The organism is uncultured Enterovirga sp., from assembly GCF_964242715.1.
In the GTDB taxonomy this organism is placed as follows: Bacteria; Pseudomonadota; Alphaproteobacteria; order Rhizobiales; family Beijerinckiaceae; genus Enterovirga.
This window is the reverse complement of record NZ_CAXTAZ010000007.1, coordinates 65,790-82,262: the sequence shown is the minus strand read 5'-3', so window position 1 is coordinate 82,262 and position 16,473 is coordinate 65,790. Positions and strand designations below refer to the sequence as shown.

15 protein-coding genes and 1 pseudogene are annotated in these 16,473 nt (G+C 68.0%); 12 read left to right on the top strand and 4 right to left on the bottom strand.

The genetic code is table 11. From position 1 onward, the window contains the following. Nucleotides 1–57: 57 nt before the first annotated feature. Together ACFE87_RS05805 and ACFE87_RS05800 are read left to right on the top strand one after the other, a co-directional pair. Complete coding sequence (locus tag ACFE87_RS05805; protein ID WP_375458669.1) at nt 58–411, top strand: PAS domain-containing protein; 354 nt, start codon at nt 58–60, stop codon at nt 409–411. A gap of 17 nt (nt 412–428) precedes the next feature. After that, complete coding sequence (locus tag ACFE87_RS05800; protein WP_375458668.1) at nt 429–1,736, top strand: diguanylate cyclase; 1,308 nt, start codon at nt 429–431, stop codon at nt 1,734–1,736. A gap of 7 nt (nt 1,737–1,743) precedes the next feature. Here the strand turns inward: ACFE87_RS05800 and ACFE87_RS05795 are convergent, their stop codons facing one another. Together ACFE87_RS05795 and ACFE87_RS05790 are read right to left on the bottom strand one after the other, a co-directional pair. After that, complete coding sequence (locus ACFE87_RS05795) at nt 1,744–2,700, bottom strand: acetyl-CoA carboxylase carboxyltransferase subunit alpha (protein WP_375458667.1); 957 nt, start codon at nt 2,698–2,700, stop codon at nt 1,744–1,746. 90 nt (nt 2,701–2,790) lie between these two features. Beyond that, a complete protein-coding gene (locus ACFE87_RS05790; RefSeq protein WP_375458666.1) occupies nt 2,791–3,597 on the bottom strand; it encodes an undecaprenyl-diphosphate phosphatase in 807 nt (268 codons plus the stop codon). Between the two features lie 190 nt (nt 3,598–3,787). Here ACFE87_RS05790 and ACFE87_RS05785 point away from each other — a divergent pair, with 190 nt between their 5' ends. The 4 genes and pseudogenes from ACFE87_RS05785 (at nt 3,788) to ACFE87_RS05770 (ending at nt 7,083) form a co-directional block, all read left to right on the top strand. Then, on the top strand, nt 3,788–4,462 hold the full coding sequence (locus ACFE87_RS05785) for a glutathione S-transferase family protein (protein WP_375458665.1): 675 nt from the start codon (nt 3,788–3,790) through the stop codon (nt 4,460–4,462). Further along, a pseudogene (queG, locus tag ACFE87_RS05780) lies at nt 4,360–5,571 on the top strand (tRNA epoxyqueuosine(34) reductase QueG); the annotation flags it as partial. The gene ACFE87_RS05785 and the pseudogene queG, both read left to right, overlap by 103 nt. 331 nt (nt 5,572–5,902) lie before the next feature. Further along, the gene (locus ACFE87_RS05775) at nt 5,903–6,214 is read left to right on the top strand and encodes a type II toxin-antitoxin system RelE/ParE family toxin (RefSeq protein ID WP_375458664.1); all 312 of its coding nucleotides are present in this window, start codon (nt 5,903–5,905) and stop codon (nt 6,212–6,214) included. Then, nucleotides 6,211–7,083 (top strand): SDR family oxidoreductase, encoded by an 873-nt coding sequence (locus ACFE87_RS05770; RefSeq protein ID WP_375458663.1) that lies wholly within the window; start codon nt 6,211–6,213, stop codon nt 7,081–7,083. The genes ACFE87_RS05775 and ACFE87_RS05770 overlap by 4 nt, the downstream gene beginning before the upstream one ends. 6 nt (nt 7,084–7,089) lie before the next feature. On the opposite strand, the gene ACFE87_RS05765 is transcribed toward ACFE87_RS05770, so the two are convergent. Then, the gene (locus ACFE87_RS05765; protein WP_375458662.1) at nt 7,090–8,031 is read right to left on the bottom strand and encodes a GNAT family N-acetyltransferase; all 942 of its coding nucleotides are present in this window, start codon (nt 8,029–8,031) and stop codon (nt 7,090–7,092) included. 107 nt (nt 8,032–8,138) lie between these two features. Further along, nucleotides 8,139–10,196, bottom strand: a complete 2,058-nt coding sequence (locus tag ACFE87_RS05760) for a response regulator (protein WP_375458661.1) — start codon at nt 10,194–10,196, stop codon at nt 8,139–8,141. 138 nt (nt 10,197–10,334) lie between these two features. Between ACFE87_RS05760 and ACFE87_RS05755 the strand changes: the two genes are divergently transcribed. From ACFE87_RS05755 to petA, 6 genes are all read left to right on the top strand, one after another. Next, nucleotides 10,335–11,048 (top strand): TVP38/TMEM64 family protein, encoded by a 714-nt coding sequence (locus ACFE87_RS05755; protein ID WP_375458660.1) that lies wholly within the window; start codon nt 10,335–10,337, stop codon nt 11,046–11,048. 83 nt (nt 11,049–11,131) lie between these two features. Continuing rightward, nucleotides 11,132–12,103 carry a Bug family tripartite tricarboxylate transporter substrate binding protein gene (locus tag ACFE87_RS05750; protein ID WP_375458659.1) on the top strand — a complete coding sequence of 324 codons (972 nt, stop codon included), beginning with the start codon at nt 11,132–11,134 and terminating at the stop codon, nt 12,101–12,103. Between the two features lie 115 nt (nt 12,104–12,218). After that, nucleotides 12,219–12,893, top strand: a complete 675-nt coding sequence (locus tag ACFE87_RS05745; RefSeq protein WP_375458658.1) for a tripartite tricarboxylate transporter TctB family protein — start codon at nt 12,219–12,221, stop codon at nt 12,891–12,893. Nucleotides 12,894–12,933: 40 nt separating this feature from the next. After that, nucleotides 12,934–14,481: a tripartite tricarboxylate transporter permease gene (locus ACFE87_RS05740; RefSeq protein WP_375458657.1), complete on the top strand. Its 1,548-nt coding sequence runs from the start codon at nt 12,934–12,936 to the stop codon at nt 14,479–14,481. Between the two features lie 138 nt (nt 14,482–14,619). Beyond that, nucleotides 14,620–15,552, top strand: a complete 933-nt coding sequence (locus ACFE87_RS05735) for a tripartite tricarboxylate transporter substrate-binding protein (protein ID WP_375458656.1) — start codon at nt 14,620–14,622, stop codon at nt 15,550–15,552. Nucleotides 15,553–15,895: 343 nt separating this feature from the next. Next, nucleotides 15,896–16,459: a ubiquinol-cytochrome c reductase iron-sulfur subunit gene (petA, locus tag ACFE87_RS05730; protein WP_375458655.1), complete on the top strand. Its 564-nt coding sequence runs from the start codon at nt 15,896–15,898 to the stop codon at nt 16,457–16,459. Nucleotides 16,460–16,473 lie beyond the last annotated feature (14 nt).

Genomic DNA, 16,473 nt, shown 5'->3' with positions numbered 1-16,473 from the left:
AGCGACGATTCACCGATCCTCCACGAAGCTTGCTTAGACATCACTCAGGAGCCAGAGATGAAATTCGACACGGTAACGGTTGCTGATCTGGACACGGCCGGGGCGGAGGCTGCCGACGCGGCCACGTTCGGCATCATCGGCCTGAGTCCGGACGGCATCGTCGATACCTACAACAGAACCGAGTCGAGGCTCGCCGGATTGTCGCCCGAACGCGTCGTCGGGCAGCATTTCTTCACCGCCGTGGCACCTTGCATGAACAACTTCATGGTGTCGCAGCGGATGGACGACGAAAGCGAACTCGACGCCACGATCGACTACGTGCTGACGCTGCGCATGAGGCCGACGCCGGTGAAGCTGCGGATGCTGAAAAGCCCGGGTTCCCCCCGCCGCTACATCCTGATCCAGCGCTGATGCCGTCTTTCGATTCTGTGTCAGACGCCACCAACGTGGAAGCCGACTACGAGGCCCTCCTCTCGTTCCTTTACGTCGCGCCGGTCGGCCTGTTGGAGATCGACCCGAGCGGCGCGATCTCGATGATGAACCCGCTCGGGGCGCAGCTTCTGCTGCCGGTGGCGGGCGCGGGTGGGATCTCGAATCTGTTCGACGCGCTCGGCTCGCACGCACCCGATCTTCGGAATTTCGTGTCGAGCTTCGCGGGCGAGCGCGGAACGATCTGCGAGGCCCGCCGCATCCATATTCGGTCGCTCGACTCCGCGGAGCCGCAGATCCTGGCCTGCTCGCTGATCAAGATCGACAACCAGCGGATCATGGGCGTCCTGAACGACGTGACGGCGCAGGTTCTCCAGGAGCGCCGACTGCAGCAGGCCGAGTCCTGGTTCTCGATCATGCTGTCGGGCGTCAACGACTTCGCCCTCCTGTCCCTCAACGCCAACGGCCGGGTGCAGTCCTGGAACAAGAGTGGCGAGCGCCTGACCGGCCATTCGGCCCGGGACATCCAGGGGCATACGCTGAACGTGCTCTACCCACCCGCCGAGGCGATCCAAGGGCGGGCTCTGCAGCAGATCGATTTTGCGCGACGCGACGGCTGGCACATCGACGAGGGCTGGCGGAAGCGCAAGGACGGCACGCGGTTCTGGTGCCAGAGCCTCGTCTCGGCGCTCGAAGAACAGACCGGCGAGGTGAGCGGCTATTCCGTGGTGCTGCGCGACGTCACCGAGCAGAAGACGAGCGGCGACGAGATCCGGCGGCTGCTGACGACCGACAAGCTGACCGGTGTGATGAACCGGGCCCACTTCTTCGAGCTTGCAGAGGCCGAGATCGTGCGCTGCCAGCGGTTTGGCAGCACCCTCTCCGCCCTCATGGTCGACATCGACCATTTCAAGCAGGTGAACGACACCTTCGGGCATGCCGGGGGCGACGAGGTGCTCCGGCAACTCGGGCAGCATTTCCGAACGACCCTCCGGTCGATCGATCTCGTCGGCCGGCTGGGCGGCGAGGAATTCGCCGTGCTGCTGCCCTCGATCGATGTCGAGGGCGCGAAGCTCCTGGCGGAGTTGTTCAGGGGCGGCGCGAGCGCCATCCGGGCATCCGTCGACGGCAGCCCGGTCGGGTTCACGGTCAGCATCGGCTGCGCCCAGCTCGGCGCCGAGACAAGGACGATCGACGAATTGCTGAAGGCGGCCGACGGCGCGCTCTACGAAGCCAAGAGGACGGGCCGGAACCGGGTCGTAGCCCATGGCGGAGCCGAGGGCCCGGAGCGCCAGCGGGTGGCCTGAGAGGTCGTCAGCCGATCGTTCGGCCGATCGCCTCGAACTTTTCCGCCCGATGCTGGCGGAGCTCTTCGGGCGACATCCCGGCAAGGCCTGCGAAAGCCGCCTCGATCGCATCGCCGGCTCGCTGGACGAGGATGTCGGGATCGCGGTGGGCGCCGCCAGCCGGTTCCGGCACGATCGTGTCGATCACACCGAACCGGAGCAGATCCTGTGCCGTGATCTTCATCGCCGTGGCCGCGTCCTGGGCGCGGGTGGGATCGCGCCAGAGGATCGAGGCCGCGCCCTCGGGCGAGATCACGCTGTAGACCGAGTGTTCCAACATCAGGACCTTGTTCGCCGTCGCGATCGCGATGGCGCCGCCCGAGCCGCCCTCCCCGATGACGATCGCGACATTCGGCACGCCGAGCGCGAGGCAGGCCTCGGTCGAGCGCGCGATCGCCTCGGCCTGCCCGCGCTCCTCCGCCTCGATCCCGGGATAGGCCCCGGCCGTGTCGACGAAGGCGATGATCGGGAGCCCGAACCGGTCGGCCGTCTCCATCAGCCGCACGGCCTTCCGGTAGCCTTCCGGCTTCGCCATGCCGAAATTGTGCCGGATGCGGGTCTCGGTCGTGTGGCCCTTTTCCTGGCCGATGATGCAGACCGGTTCGCCGCGGAAGCGGCCGAACCCGGCCACGATCGCCTCGTCCTCGCCGAAGCGGCGGTCACCCGCGAGCGGCGTGAACTCGGTCAGGAGGCGCTGGCAATAGCCGACGAAGCGCGGCCGGTCCGGATGGCGCGCGACCATCGTCTTCTGCCAGGGCGTGAGCGCGCCGTAGAGTTCCTTGAGGGCCGCATTCGCCTTGGCTTCAAGCCGGGCGATGTCGTCGGCGATCGAGACGGCGTCGCCCTCTTCGCCGAGCGCACGCAATTCCTCGACCTTGGCCTCGAGCTCGGCGACGGGTTTTTCGAAATCCAGAAAGGCGCGCATCGGGCGTCAGCGGTCCCCGCCGAGGCCGGGAGCCTCACTGCACCGCAGTTAAGGCCGCACCCCGCCGGGTTCAACCCGCGGTCGACCCGATCAGCCGTAGACGAAGAGCCCGGCGAGCCCGGCCGAGCCGACCAGGATGCGCCACCAGGCGAAGGGCGCGAAGCCGTGGCGGGAGATGTAGTCGAGCGCCGTCTTAACCACGAGGAGGCCGGCGCCAAATGCCGCCGCGAAGCCGATCGCGATCATCGCGACATCGTTCACGGCGAGGAATTTGTAGCTCTTCAGGAGGTCGTAGGCGAAGGCGCCCGCCATGGTCGGCATGGCGAGGAAGAAGGAGAATTCGGCCGCCGAACGCTTGTCGGCCCCGAGCAGCATGGCGCCCACGATGGTCGCGCCCGAGCGGGATACGCCCGGAATCATCGCGAGGCATTGGATGAATCCGATCGCCAGATACATCGGCAGCGGAAATGCGGTCGCATCGTCATGTTTCGGCTTCAACGGCAACTGGTCAACCACCAGAAGAACGAGCCCACCGACGACGAGCGACACGCACACGATCAGGGGATTGAACAGCACGCCCTTGATGAAGCCGTGGGCCAGGGCCCCGATCGCCGCCGCCGGCAGGAAGGCGACCAGGACCCCGAGCACGAAGCGGCGCGCCGTCGGACTTCGCGGCAGATCGATGGCGATCCGCAGGAGCCGCGTGAAATAGGCGAGCAGGATCGCCAGGATCGCGCCGAGTTGGACCAGGATCGCGAAGGTCTTGTCGGCCTCGCCGTCGAGGCCGAAGAAATGCTGGACGAGCAACAGATGCCCGGTCGACGACACGGGCAGGAACTCGGTCGCGCCCTCGACGAGGCCGAGGAAGAGGGCCTGCCACCATTGCGTCGCGCCCATCTGTCCGTCCTGTCAGCTTCGCGTGCGCCCAGTCGATGAAGGCGCGGGCCGCTGCGGGCGGCTGCCCCCCATGAAGCCCGCATGGTTAGCGGGACGTTAAGCGCGGCGGGCGTCGGTGCGGTACAGTTACCGGCCGTTAACCCCGCCGCCCCCTTAGTCGCGCCTCAGCCGAGCCCAGAACCACTCCGATATGGCCATTCTCCACCATTACGCGTTCTGTCCGCATTCCCGTTTCGTCCGGCTCACCATGGGCGAGATGGGCCTCGAGCCCGAGATCTCCGAGGAGCGGCCATGGGCGCGCGAGGAGGGCTTTCTCCGCATGAACCCCTCTGGCACGACGCCGGTCTTCCTCGAGAACGACATCGCCATCCCGGGCGCCGGGGTGATCGCCGAATATCTCGACGAGACCCGCGGGCTCGGCATGAACGGCCGGCGGCTCCTGCCCGGCGATCCGGCCGGCCGGGTCGAGGTTCGCCGCCTGCTCGAATGGTTTAATTCCAAATTCTACGACGAGGTCACGGGTTATCTCGTCACGGAGAAGATCATCAAGCGCTTCTCGGGCGAGGCACCCGATGCCGGCGCGATTCGGGCGGCGCGCTCGAACATGCGCTATCACCTGCGCTATATCGGCTTCCTGTGCGCCGACCGGAACTGGCTCGCGGGCGACCACATGACCTATGCGGATCTCGCGGCGGCCGCCCATCTGTCCTGTGCGGACTACCTCGGCGACGTGCCATGGGACGAGGACGAACTGGCCAAGGAATGGTACGCCCGAGTGAAATCGCGTCCGGCCTTCCGCTCGCTCCTGGCCGACCGGGTCCCCGGCATGACGCCGCCCAGCCATTACGCGGATCTCGACTTCTAGCCGGCGCCGACCTCAAGCGGGTCGTCGTCGAGCGCGCCCATGCGCTCGGCTTCGACCTCGTCCGCACGACCACGCCCGACGCAACACCCGAAGCGGCAGTGCGCCTCGCCGCCTGGCTCGGCGAAGGCCATCACGGCTCGATGGGCTGGATGGAGGCGGATCCGGGCCGCCGCGCCGACCCGCGGCAATTATGGGGCGAGGTAAGCAGCATCGTCATGCTGGGCCTCAGCTATGCGCCGCCCGGCAATCCGCTGGAGGGACTGGCCCGACGCGACCGCGGCCTCGTTGCCGCCTACGCGGCGCGCCGCGATTACCACGACGTGATCAAGGGGCGGCTGAAGGACGTGGCCGGCCTCCTGGCGCAGCGCGGCGGCGCCGACGTGAAGGTCTTCGTCGACACCGCGCCCGTGATGGAGAAGCCGCTCGCGGCCGCGTCAGGGCTCGGTTGGACGGGCAAGCATTCGGTCGTGGTTTCGCGCGAGCACGGATCCTGGCTTCTGCTCGGCGCAATCTTCACCACGGCCGAGCTTCCGGCCGATGCGCCGGAGCCCGACCATTGCGGCTCCTGCACCCGCTGCCTCGACATCTGCCCGACCGACGCCTTTCCCGCCCCCTACCGTCTCGATGCCCGGCGCTGCATCGCCTACCTGACGATCGAGCATGCGGGGCACATTCCAGTGGAGTTCCGCCCGGCCATCGGAAACCGCGTCTTCGGCTGCGACGATTGCCTCGCGATCTGCCCGTGGAACAAGTTCGCAGAGACGGCGCGTGACACGCGCATGGCGTTTCGAGAGGACCTCTCCGCCCCGGCATTGCGCGACCTGGCCCGGCTCGACGATGCCGCGTTCCGCAGCCGCTTCGCCGGCACGCCGGTGAAACGGACCGGCCGCGACCGCGTAATCCGCAACGTGTTGATCGCGATCGGCAATTCCGGCGAAGTGGCGCTGGCCGAAGAGGCGGAGCGGCTGCTCGACGATCCCTCGCCGCTCGTCCGGGCCATGGCCGTCTGGGCGGTCGGACGGCTCTGTTCGGCGGATCGCATCGAGGAGGTTGGGCGCCCACGACGCGAGATGGAGCAGGACCCGCAGGTCCGCGACGAGTGGACGAGCCTGTTCGCTGTCGGTTCACGTGGCATCGGCGTCGGTGTAGCGTCGGGGCACACAGGAGATGCGACGGTGCCGTCGAAACTTGCGGTCGAGATCGAGACGGATCTGGTGCCGGGCGAATCCGGGCCAGCGATAGATGGGGCCGGAGATCGATTGGAAGAGCAGGCGGACGCCGCGCTTGTCATCGCTCGCCACTACCATGACTCGGCATTCGACGCGAAGCTTCGAGAGAAGCTTCAGGAAGCGCTGGACGATCCTCGCCCGGGCGTGCCGCTCGCGGAAGCCTTTGCGGCAGTTGAGGCGCTCTACCGCGAGGACATGAAGCGGCTCGGGCGTGACGCTTAGGGTCATCCTGAACCCTGCCGCATCCGCAGACCTCGCCCAACTCTACCGGTACATCGCGGAAAGCACCGGCCAGCCCCTTATCGCTCTCCGCTATGTCACACGTCTGCGAGACCGGTGTGAACGGCTCGCCGATGTGCCGGAGCAAGGGACGACGCGGAGCGACCTGTTGCCGGGTCTTAGGATCATCGGCTTCAGGCGGCGGGTTACCATCGCGTTCCGAGTGAATGCCGAGCAGGTCGAGATCTTGCGACTTCTATACGGCGGACGCGACCTGAAGGCGGAGACGACGATATTCCGATGAACCTTCTCTGCTTCGGCCTCGGCTATTCGTCACAGGCCTTCGTCGCTCGCGTCCGGCCGAGATTCGAAACGATCGTCGGCACGGTTCGGTCTCGGAGCAAAGCCGGCGATCTCTCCCGAGACGGTCTCGCGGTCCGGCTCTTACCGGGCGAGGAGGACGCGCTAGCGGCCGACATCGCCCGGGCGGACGCGCTCCTCGTGTCGATCCCGCCGGACGAGGACGGCGATCCGGTGCTGCGGCGTTTCCGGCGCGAGATCGCCGCGGCGCCGCGCCTCGGCTGGATCGGCTATCTTTCGACGATCGGCGTCTACGGCGACCACGGCGGCGCCTGGATCGACGAGGACACGCCGCCACGTCCGGTCAGCCGGCGCTCGCGCTGGCGGCTCGCGGCGGACGAGGCCTGGCTCGGTCTCGGCCGCGAGAGCGGCAAGGCCGTGCAGGTCTTCCGCCTCGCCGGCATCTACGGGCCGGGACGGAGCGCCTTCGACAAGCTCGCGGCCGGCACCGCGCAGCGGCTCGTGAAACCCGGTCAGATCTTCAACCGCATCCATGTCGAGGATATCGCGGCGGTGCTCGAGGCGTCGCTCGACCGCCCGCGCGCCGGGGCGATCTACAACGTGACGGACGACGAGCCGGCTCCGCCGCAGGATGTCATCACATACGCGGCCGACCTCGCCGGCGTGGCGCCGCCCCCGGAGACGCCGTTCGACGAGACTCAGCTCTCGCCGATGGCCCGAAGCTTCTGGGGCGAGAACAAGCGCGTCCGAAACCGCCTCATTCGCGACGAACTCGGCGTCGCTCTCGCCTTTCCGACCTACCGCGAAGGCTTGCGCGGACTCCGACCGGGAGACCCGGCCGCGCAGGGGTGATGTGGATCAGGCGGCGCGCCGGTTCGCGGCCGGGCCGAAATGGTCGACATAGCGTCCCTGGATGGCCGCGACCGGCATCACCACGAACACGTCCGTGGTTCCGAATTCCAGATCCACGACGGCGCCCTCGCCGAAGGTCGCGCCGACGCGAAGATAGCCTTTCACGAGCGGCGGCAGCGCCTTGAAGGCGGCCTTCGCGTCCAGGAGGTCGCGCGGGACGAGATCCATCCGGGTGAACCGATCGGCCCGCGCCCGCACCCGCCACGCTTCGGGGGAGCGGGCGTGGTGGTGGAGATAGCTCAACTCGGAGGCAAGCCGGCGGGGATCGGTGCCCGGGAGGCTCGCGCAGCCGATCATCACGTCGATGTCGTGCGCCTGGACATAGGCCCAGAGACCTTGCCACAGGAGCTCGACCGTCTTCCGCGTCCGGTAGGGCTGGAGCACGCAGGATCGGCCGAGTTCCAGCACCCGCGCGCCGGGCCGGGCGGCCAGCAGCGGCTCGATGTCGTACTCGCCGGCCGAGTAGAAGCCGTCATGCGCATCCGCTACGTCGCGCCGCAGCAGGCGGTAGGTCCCGACCACCTTCGGCTTCGGTGCCCGGAACGGTTTCCTCGGCACGGCATGATCGAGGACCACGAGATGGTCGCAGATCGGGTCGTAGGCGTCGGTGTCGCGGCGCGACAGGCGGGCGAGCGGCCCCGGTACGGCCGACATTTCCTCAAAGAAGACCTTGTAGCGAAGCCGCTGCGCACGCCGGATCTCTTTCGCGCTCGTCGCGAGCCGGACTTCGAGCGAACCCGACCGGCCGAGCGGCCCGGCCGGATTGGTCGGGAAGGTGCCCCGTACCCGTATACCCGGAGTCCACCATGCTGAACCGCCTGCAAGCGGCGGGATCACAGGCAAGCGAGCCGCGACGCCCTCCGCGTCCACTCGCCTCGTCTGCGGCATAACCTCTATTCTCCAGCCGATCGGACCTGGTCCAGCGGACCCCGAATCCGGCGAACTCTGCTCCCTATCGCAACGGGGCAGAACAATCGTGTGACGGAAGGTCCTTGTCAGGACGCTTGGGCTAACGGAGCGACAGCCTCGCAGCTCGAGAGTTCCGCGGCCAGGTCCTCGAAGGTGAAGGGTTTCGCCAGGACGTTATCGAAACCCGCCTGCCGCAATTCGGCCTCGGCCGCACCGACATGGCTCGCCGTCACGGCGACGATGCGCCCGCGCGGACGCCCGGCTTCGGCCTCTCGCGCCCGGATCCGGCGCGTGACCTCGATGCCGTCGAGCCCGGGCATCCGAACGTCCATCAGGATGAGGTCGTATGGAAGGTCCGTGCCGGCCATGGCGGCCTCGGCCCGTTCCCAGGCCTCCCGGCCATCGCGGGCCCATTCGACGAGGGCGCCGAGCCGCTCCAGCGCCTTCACAGCCAGGAGCGCGTTGATTTCGTTGTCCTCGGCGAGAAGGATCCGGACGGCGCGTCCTCGCGACGTTGCAGCGTCGGTGGCCGCCGGAGCGGGTCGGGTCGCGACCGGCGCGAGGTCGCGCGGGCCGAGCTGCTCGAACAGGGATCGGGGCCGCACCGGCTTCACCAGGTAGGCGTCGAACCCGGCCGCGTGCGGGGATCCCACATCGCGCCGCTCGAAGGGGGACAGGAGGACGATGCTGCGCGCAATCCCGTGCCGGTGGGCCTCGCTCGCCGCCACCCGGGCATCCGTATCCGGCAAGGCGTGGTCCGCGATCAGGACGGCGAAACTGCGTGCCGCCATCCGGGCGAGCGCCTGTTCGAGCTCCGTCACCACGACGGCCTCGATCCCGGCCTCCCGAAGCGTCCGAGCGAGATAAGGGCCCTCGTAGGGAGAGCCGGACAGGATGAGGACCGCTCCAGGGCTCCGCTCCGGCTGCGAAGAGGCGGCCTTGGCCAGCGCCGGCCCGTCCTCATCCGAGGCGGCCGGAAGCGCGAGTTCGACCCGGAAGCGCGAACCTTCTCCGACGACGCTGTCGAGTTCCATCCGGCCGCCCATCCGGTCGACGAGGCGCCGGGTGATCGCGAGACCAAGGCCGGACCCCGCTTCGCCCGAGCCGCGGTGTTCGCCGGTCTCGAATTCCTCGAACACGATGGCAGCACGCTCGGCCGCGATGCCCGGGCCCGTATCCTCGACCACGATGCGGATCAGATCGCCGGCTCCGCGCTCCACCGCGATCCCGACCCCGCCCTCGGCCGTGAATTTCACGGCATTGCCGGCGAGGTTGAAGAGGACCTGCCGCAGCCGGTCGGCGTCACCCCTCACCGTCCGGGGCACGTCGGTCGCGACGAAAGCCGCGATATTCGTGCCCTTGCCCTGCGCACGCGGCGCGAGCAGCTCCACGATGCCCTGGACCAGCGCCGCGATCTCGAAAGGCTCGTCGGCCAAGTCGATGCGGCCCGCCTCGATCTGCGAGAAGTCGAGGATCTCCTCGACCAAGGTGAGGAAGGCCTCGGCCGAGCTGCGGACCGCATTGGCGTAGGTCGTCTGCTCCGCGTTGAGCCCGGTCTCGACGAGGAGCCGGGTCATGCCCAGGATCCCGTTCAGCGGCGTGCGGAACTCGTGACTGACGGTCGCGAGGAGGCGTGACTTCGCCTCGCTCTCCGATTCCGCCCGGGCGCGCGCCTCTTCGAGCCGGTGCCGGACCCGAACGCTCTCGCTTACCTCCCGGCCGGTGAGGAGCCGGTGGCGGCGACCCTCGATCTCGATCGGGGTTTCGGACCAGGAGATCCAGCGACCGCCCTCGCAGGTCTCGAGCGCCTCCTCCGTAACCCGCACCGGCTCGGCCGCAGCCGCAGGATGCGGGCCGCCCGACAGGCGCGTGTAGCTTCGATTGGCGCCGACGATCCGGCCCCGGAGATCGCGGAGGACGACGGGGTCGGGCAGGTTGTCGAGGATTACCCGGCAGGCGGCCTCTTCCGGCAGACAAGAGGGCGCATGATCCGCCGGACCGTTGCCGGATCGCGATGACCAGGTCAGGTTGAGGAACGGGCCGATGCTGCGGAGGAGGAGAAGGGCGGCGGCAGTGCCGAAGGCGGCAAGAACGAGCGCGGCCATCAGGAGCGGATCGGCCTGCGGGAACGTGGCCGGGTCCATGATGAGCGCTCCTGTCGTTTGACGCTCGCATTGATATCGGGCCGGGCCTCAGGAACGGTTGAGGAACGTCGTTGCCGATCCGTCACCGGACCGCGTAGAAGGCGACGCAGTCCGAAACCGCCGCGGGGCGCGAACAGCGTGATCCGTCGTTTCGGCCCTCTCCTGCTCCTCGCGATCCCGCTCGTCGCCAGCCTTGCCGCCTATCTCGTGGCCGGCTCCGAGCTGTGGCAGCCCGACGCGATCCTGGCGCGGCGCGACGCCCTGAAGGGCGTCGTCGAGGCGCAGCCGCTCCTGTCGCTCGTCCTCTTCATGGCCGTCTATTTCGCGATCATCTCGTCTGCCCTGCCTGTCGGCCCGCCGATGAGCCTGATCGCGGGCTTCCTGTTCGGCCGCTGGGTCGGCACGCCCGCGATCCTGCTGGCGGCGACGGCCGGCGCGGTCGTGGTCTTCGGCCTGGCCCGGCTCTCGGCCCAGACGAGCCTTGCCGACCGCGTCCGCGCCCGGCTCGGCCCGATCTACGAAACCATCTCGGCGGATCTCCGCCGCAACGCCTTCGGCTACCTGCTGGCGATGCGGCTCGTTCCGGTCTTCCCCTTCTTCGCCGTCAACGTCGCGGCCGGCCTCTTCGGGCTGCCGCTCCGCACTTTCGTCCTCGCGACGCTGATCGGGCGCATGCCCGGGACCTTCGTCTATGTGAGCCTGGGCGAGGAGATCGGTCGTGTCACCAGCATCGCGGACCTCGCCTCGCCACGGATCTACGCGACGCTGACCGCGCTCGGGATCGTGGCCCTCGTGCCGATCGCGGTCGCGGGCTGGCGCAGGCGGCGCGGGGCGCGCGACCGCCGAATGTAGGATTGCGCCGGCGCATGCCATTCGCCAGTGTCGCCGGAACCGAGCACCGCGTCCGTGACGGCGGCGCTCCAGGGAGGATCCTTATGAAGGCTGTCGTGTCGATCATTGCGGGCGGATTGGTGCTGCTCGCCTCGCTGGCGGCCGAGGCGCAAACCTATCCGAGCCGTCCCGTGCGGGTGATCGTGCCCTTCGCGGCCGGCGGCACGACGGACATCTTCGCCCGTCTGGTCGCAGACAAGCTGAGCCAGAGCCTCGGCCAGCAATTCATCATCGACAACCGCGGCGGCGCCGGCGGCAATATCGGGGCGGACGCCGTCGCGAAAGCGGCGCCCGACGGCTACACGCTCGTCATGGGCACGGTCGGGACCCACGCCATCAATGCGAGCCTCTACGCTCGCATGCCGTTCGACCCCCTCACCGATTTCGCCGCGGTCGCCTACACGGCCGGGGTGCCGAACCTGATGGTCGTGAACCCGAAGAACGTGAAGGCGACCACGGTCAAGGATTTCATCGCGGAGGCGAAGGCGACGCCGAGGAAGTTCAACATGGCGTCTTCCGGCAACGGCACCTCGATCCACCTCTCGGGCGAGATGTTCAAACAGGTGACCGGGGTCGAGATGCCGCATGTTCCGTATCGAGGCTCGGGTCCGGCCATCAACGATCTCGTCGGCGGTCAGGTCGACGTCATGTTCGACAACCTGCCGTCCAGCATCGAGCAGGCGAAGGCCGGCAACCTGCGGGCGCTCGCCGTGACATCGGCGACGCGCTCGCCTGCGCTGCCGGACGTGCCGACGCTGCAGGAGAGCGGCCTCGCGGGGTTCGACGCCACGAGCTGGTTCGCGCTGTTCGCGCCGAAAGGCACGCCGCCCGAGATCGTCACGAAGCTCAATGCCGAGGTCCGGAAAGTGCTGGAGACGCCGGAGCTGAAAGCGCGCTTCGCCGATCTCGGCGGGGACATCAAGCTCATGAGCCCGGACGAGCTCACGGCTTTCGTCAGGGCGGAGCACGTGAAATGGGCAGCGGCCGTCAAGGCCGCGGGAGCACGGCTCGAATAGCCGGGGCGCGAGACCGCTCCTCTTGATCGGGCTGAGACATCGTGCACAAGAGCGTCCGGATGCCCGCAGCGCCAAGGCGGGCTGAACACAGCACGACGGCCGGGAGGAGCACGAGATGACGGCAGATGCCGACCGCACCGGCTCGCCGCCGGGTCCCATCCGCGGCCCGCAAAGCCTCGTTTCAGGGCTCATCCTGGTCGCGCTCGCGGCTTTCGCGATCTGGCTGACGCGCGACCTCCCGCAGGGGACGCTCCGGTCCATGGGGCCCGCGATGCTGCCCCGCTGGCTGGCCATCGCGGTCGGGCTCTGCGGGATCGCCCTCGTCCTGGCGGGCCTGCTTCGCCATGGTAGTCGTCTGGAACCCTATTCGCTCAGGGGTCCGGGGGTCGTCGTCCTTGCGATCACGGCCTTCGGTATCGCCATCCGGGGCTACGATCTTGGCTTCGTGAACATCCCGACCCTCGGCCTCCTGATCGCGGGACCGCTCGCGATCTTCGTCTCGGGCTTCGCCACGCCCGAGGTTCGCCCCCGGGAACTCCTCATCCTGGCCCTGGCGCTGACGGGCTCCTGCATGATGCTGTTCGGCGATGCCCTGAACCTGCCGATCCCGATGTATCCGCAACGTTTCGCCGATCTCTATCCGAGCGGCTGGTCGAGCGACGATCGCCTCAGGGCGACCTCCGCGGCGCTGTTTGCGGCGGCGATCCTGGTCTGGCTCGTCGGGCACCGTCGCCACCCGGCGCGCGAGCCGGTCGACGTCGTCGCGCACGAGCATTCCGGCCAGGTTTGATGCTCGAGCCAAGACATCCTCGCGAGTTCGGAATGGTGCGATGGGCGATCTGATCAGCAACCTGAGCCTCGGCTTCAGCGTCGTCTTCGCGATGGTGCCGGTCGATCTTCCAGGGATCGGCGTCGTACCGCTGCCCATGAACATCTTCCTGTGCTTCGTCGGCTGCCTGGTCGGGACGCTGATCGGGGTCCTGCCCGGCGTCGGCCCCGTCGCGTCGATCGCGATGCTGCTGCCGATCACCTTCAAGTTCGATCCGGTCGGCGCGCTGATCATGCTGGCCGGCATCTATTACGGCGCCCAATACGGGGGTTCGACGACGGCGATCCTGGTCAACATTCCGGGCGAGGCGACGTCGGTGGTGACGACGCTCGACGGCCACCAGATGGCCCGCCGAGGCCGGGCCGGCGTCGCGCTCGGGATCGCGGCGATCGGCTCGTTCTTCGCGGGGTGCGTGGCGACGGTGACCATCGCGGCGCTCGGGGCGCCCTTGACCAAGCTCGCGCTGATCTTCGGCCCGGCGGAATATTTCTCGCTCATGGTGATGGGCCTCGTCTTCGCCGTCGTGCTGGCGCGCGGTTCGATCCTCCGGGCCGGCGCGATGATCTTCTTCGGCATCCTGCTGTCGACCGTCGGGACGGATCTCGAGACCGGGCAGGAGCGCATGACCTTCGGTCTGCAATTCCTGTCGGACGGGATCGACTTCGCGGTCCTGGCCATGGGCCTCTTCGGCATCGCCGAGATCCTGCGCAACCTCGATCACACCGAGACGCGGGACGTCGTGAAGCAGACGATCGGGCGGCTTCTGCCCAACCTGCAGGACTTCAAGGATTCGGCCATGCCGATCCTTCGCGGGACCTTCATCGGCGGGACGCTGGGTATCCTGCCCGGGAACGGCGCCGTGCTCGGGCCATTCGCGTCCTACACGGTCGAGAAGAAGCTGGCCAAGGACCCGCGCCGCTTCGGCCAGGGCGCGATCGAGGGCGTGGCCGGCCCCGAAAGCGCCAACAATGCGGGCGCGCAGACCTCCTTCATCCCGCTGCTGACGCTCGGCATTCCGCCGAACGCCGTCATGGCGCTCATGGTCGGCGCGATGACCATCCACGGCATCGTGCCGGGTCCGCAGGTCATGACCAAGAACCCGAACCTGTTCTGGGGCATGATCGCGTCGATGTGGGTCGGCAACCTGATGCTGCTCATCATCAACCTGCCGCTGATCGGGATCTGGGTGAGGCTCCTCAAGGTGCCCTATCGGCTGATGTTCCCGGCCATCCTGATGTTCTGCTGCATCGGGATCTATTCGATCAATTCGCTCCCGACGGACGTGTTTTTCATCGCGGGCTTCGGCGTCGTCGGGTACGCCTTGATCAAGTTCGGCTTCGAGCCCGCGCCCATGCTTCTCGGCTTCGTGCTCGGCAAGCTGATGGAGGAGAACCTGCGGCGGGCGCTCATCATCTCGCGGGGCGACATGATGACCTTCATCGAGCGCCCGGTCTCGGCCGGCCTCCTCCTCGTCGCTATCGTCCTGCTGGCGATCGCGCTCCTGCCCTCCATCCGGAAGAGCCGCGACGAGGTCTTTACCGAAGCCTGACGGCTTACCCGAAAGACGAAGGCATTATTGCCCCCGCGCGGCTTGTTCCTCGCGCGATCCATCCCACGTTGAAGCGAGAATGATTCGGGAGGAACGGGTTTGAAGCGAGCGTTGATTGCGGCCGTCGGATTTGTGTCGATGGCGGGTGCCGGGCTGGCCCAGGGTTATCCCGCGCGCCCCGTTACCATGATCGTCCCGTTCGCGGCCGGTGGACCCACGGACGTGATCGCCCGGATCGTCGGGGACCACATGTCCCGCACGATGGGCCAGCAGGTGGTGATCGAGAACGTTGCCGGCGCAGGCGGCACGACCGGCATCATCCGGGGCGCGCAGGCCGCGCCGGACGGCTACACGTTGATGATGGGCCACATGGGCACGCACGGCGCCGCCCCGGCCCTCTATCCCAACCTCAAATACGACCCGGCCAAGAGCTTCGACCCGATCGGCCTCGCGGCCGGTACGCCCATCGTCATCGTCGCCCGGAAGGACTTTCCGGCCGCCGACCTCAAGGGCTTCCTCGATCACCTCAAGAAGAATTCCGAGAAGATGAACCAGGCCCAGGCCGGCGTCGGATCGGTCTCGCACTCGACCGGCGTCCTCTTCGACTCGGTGGTCGGGATCAAGCCGACGCTCGTCGCCTATCGGGGCACCGGCCCGGCCCTGAACGACCTCATGTCCGGCCAGGTCGATTTCATGACGGACCAGATCGTCAACGTCGCCCCGCAGATCACGGGCGGCAACATCAAGGCCTACGCCATCGCGACGCCGGAGCGCTCGCCGGCTTTGCCCGACGTCCCGACCACGAAGGAGGCCGGCCTTCCGGCCTATGAGGTGTCTGCCTGGAACGCGGTCTTTGCCCCCAAGGGCCTTCCGGCCGATGTCAACGCGAAGCTCGTCGCGGCGCTCAGGGCGGCGCTCGCCGACGAGACCACGCGGAAGCGCCTCCTCGATCTCGGCGCCGTGATCCCGGACGCCAAGGGCCAGGGTCCGCAGGCCTTGCAGACGCTGGTGGAGACCGAGGTCGCGCGCTGGACCCCCGTGCTGAAGGCCGCCGGGGCCGTCGCCAACTGACGGATCGTCCAAGGGGCGGGAGCCGATTCCGCCCCTGCAGCGATACTAGGGTCGATCGCAGCGGCCGTCCCTGCCCGATGGGCGGCGTCCAGAACGGGCTCTGCGACGACGACGGCACACCGCGGCGTTCGGTCCTGGCAACACCCGTGCGAGACTCGCCTCGCGCTCTGGCGCCGGCGTGGACACTGCTTTTGAACCATGCCAAAGACCGCGCCGGGCGACCCTCCGTCGCATTGCGCCACGATGCCGGTGGGTGGTCTGACGGAGATGCCTTTTTCAGGCTTCCGAGCGGTCCATTCGGTCCAGCGGGAAGCTCGTGTTCGGACCGTCTGGAGCGTCAATTTTGGCCACGACCGCCGCCGCAGCCCCTCACGCGACGCGACGCGACTTCCTTCTCATCGCGACGGGCGCGACAGGTGCGGTTGGAGCGGCTTTCGCCGCGTGGCCGTTCGTCGCCGCCCTGTCGCCGGATGCCGAGACCATCGCGGCCGGCGCGCCCGTGGATGTCGACCTTGGCCCGATCGCCGCGGGTCAGATCGTGAAGGTGTTCTGGCGCGGCAAGATCATCTTCGTTCGCCATCGCACGGACGCTGAGATCAAGGCCGCCGAGGATGTCAATCTCGCCTCCCTGCCAGACCCTCAGCCGGACTCGGCCCGCGTCAAGGCAGGCCACGCGAATTTCCTCGTCGTCTACGGCAACTGCACCCATCTCGGTTGCGTGCCGAACCAGGACACCGAGCGATTCAAGGGCTGGTTCTGCCCCTGCCACGGCTCGATCTTCGACACGTCCGGCCGTGTCCGGGGCGGGCCGGCACCGATCAACCTGCCGGTTCCCCCCTATACGTTCGTCTCCGACACCAAGGTAAGGATCGGCGAGGAAACAAAGACTGCTGCGAAGGCCGCGTGAAGACAATCAAGGCG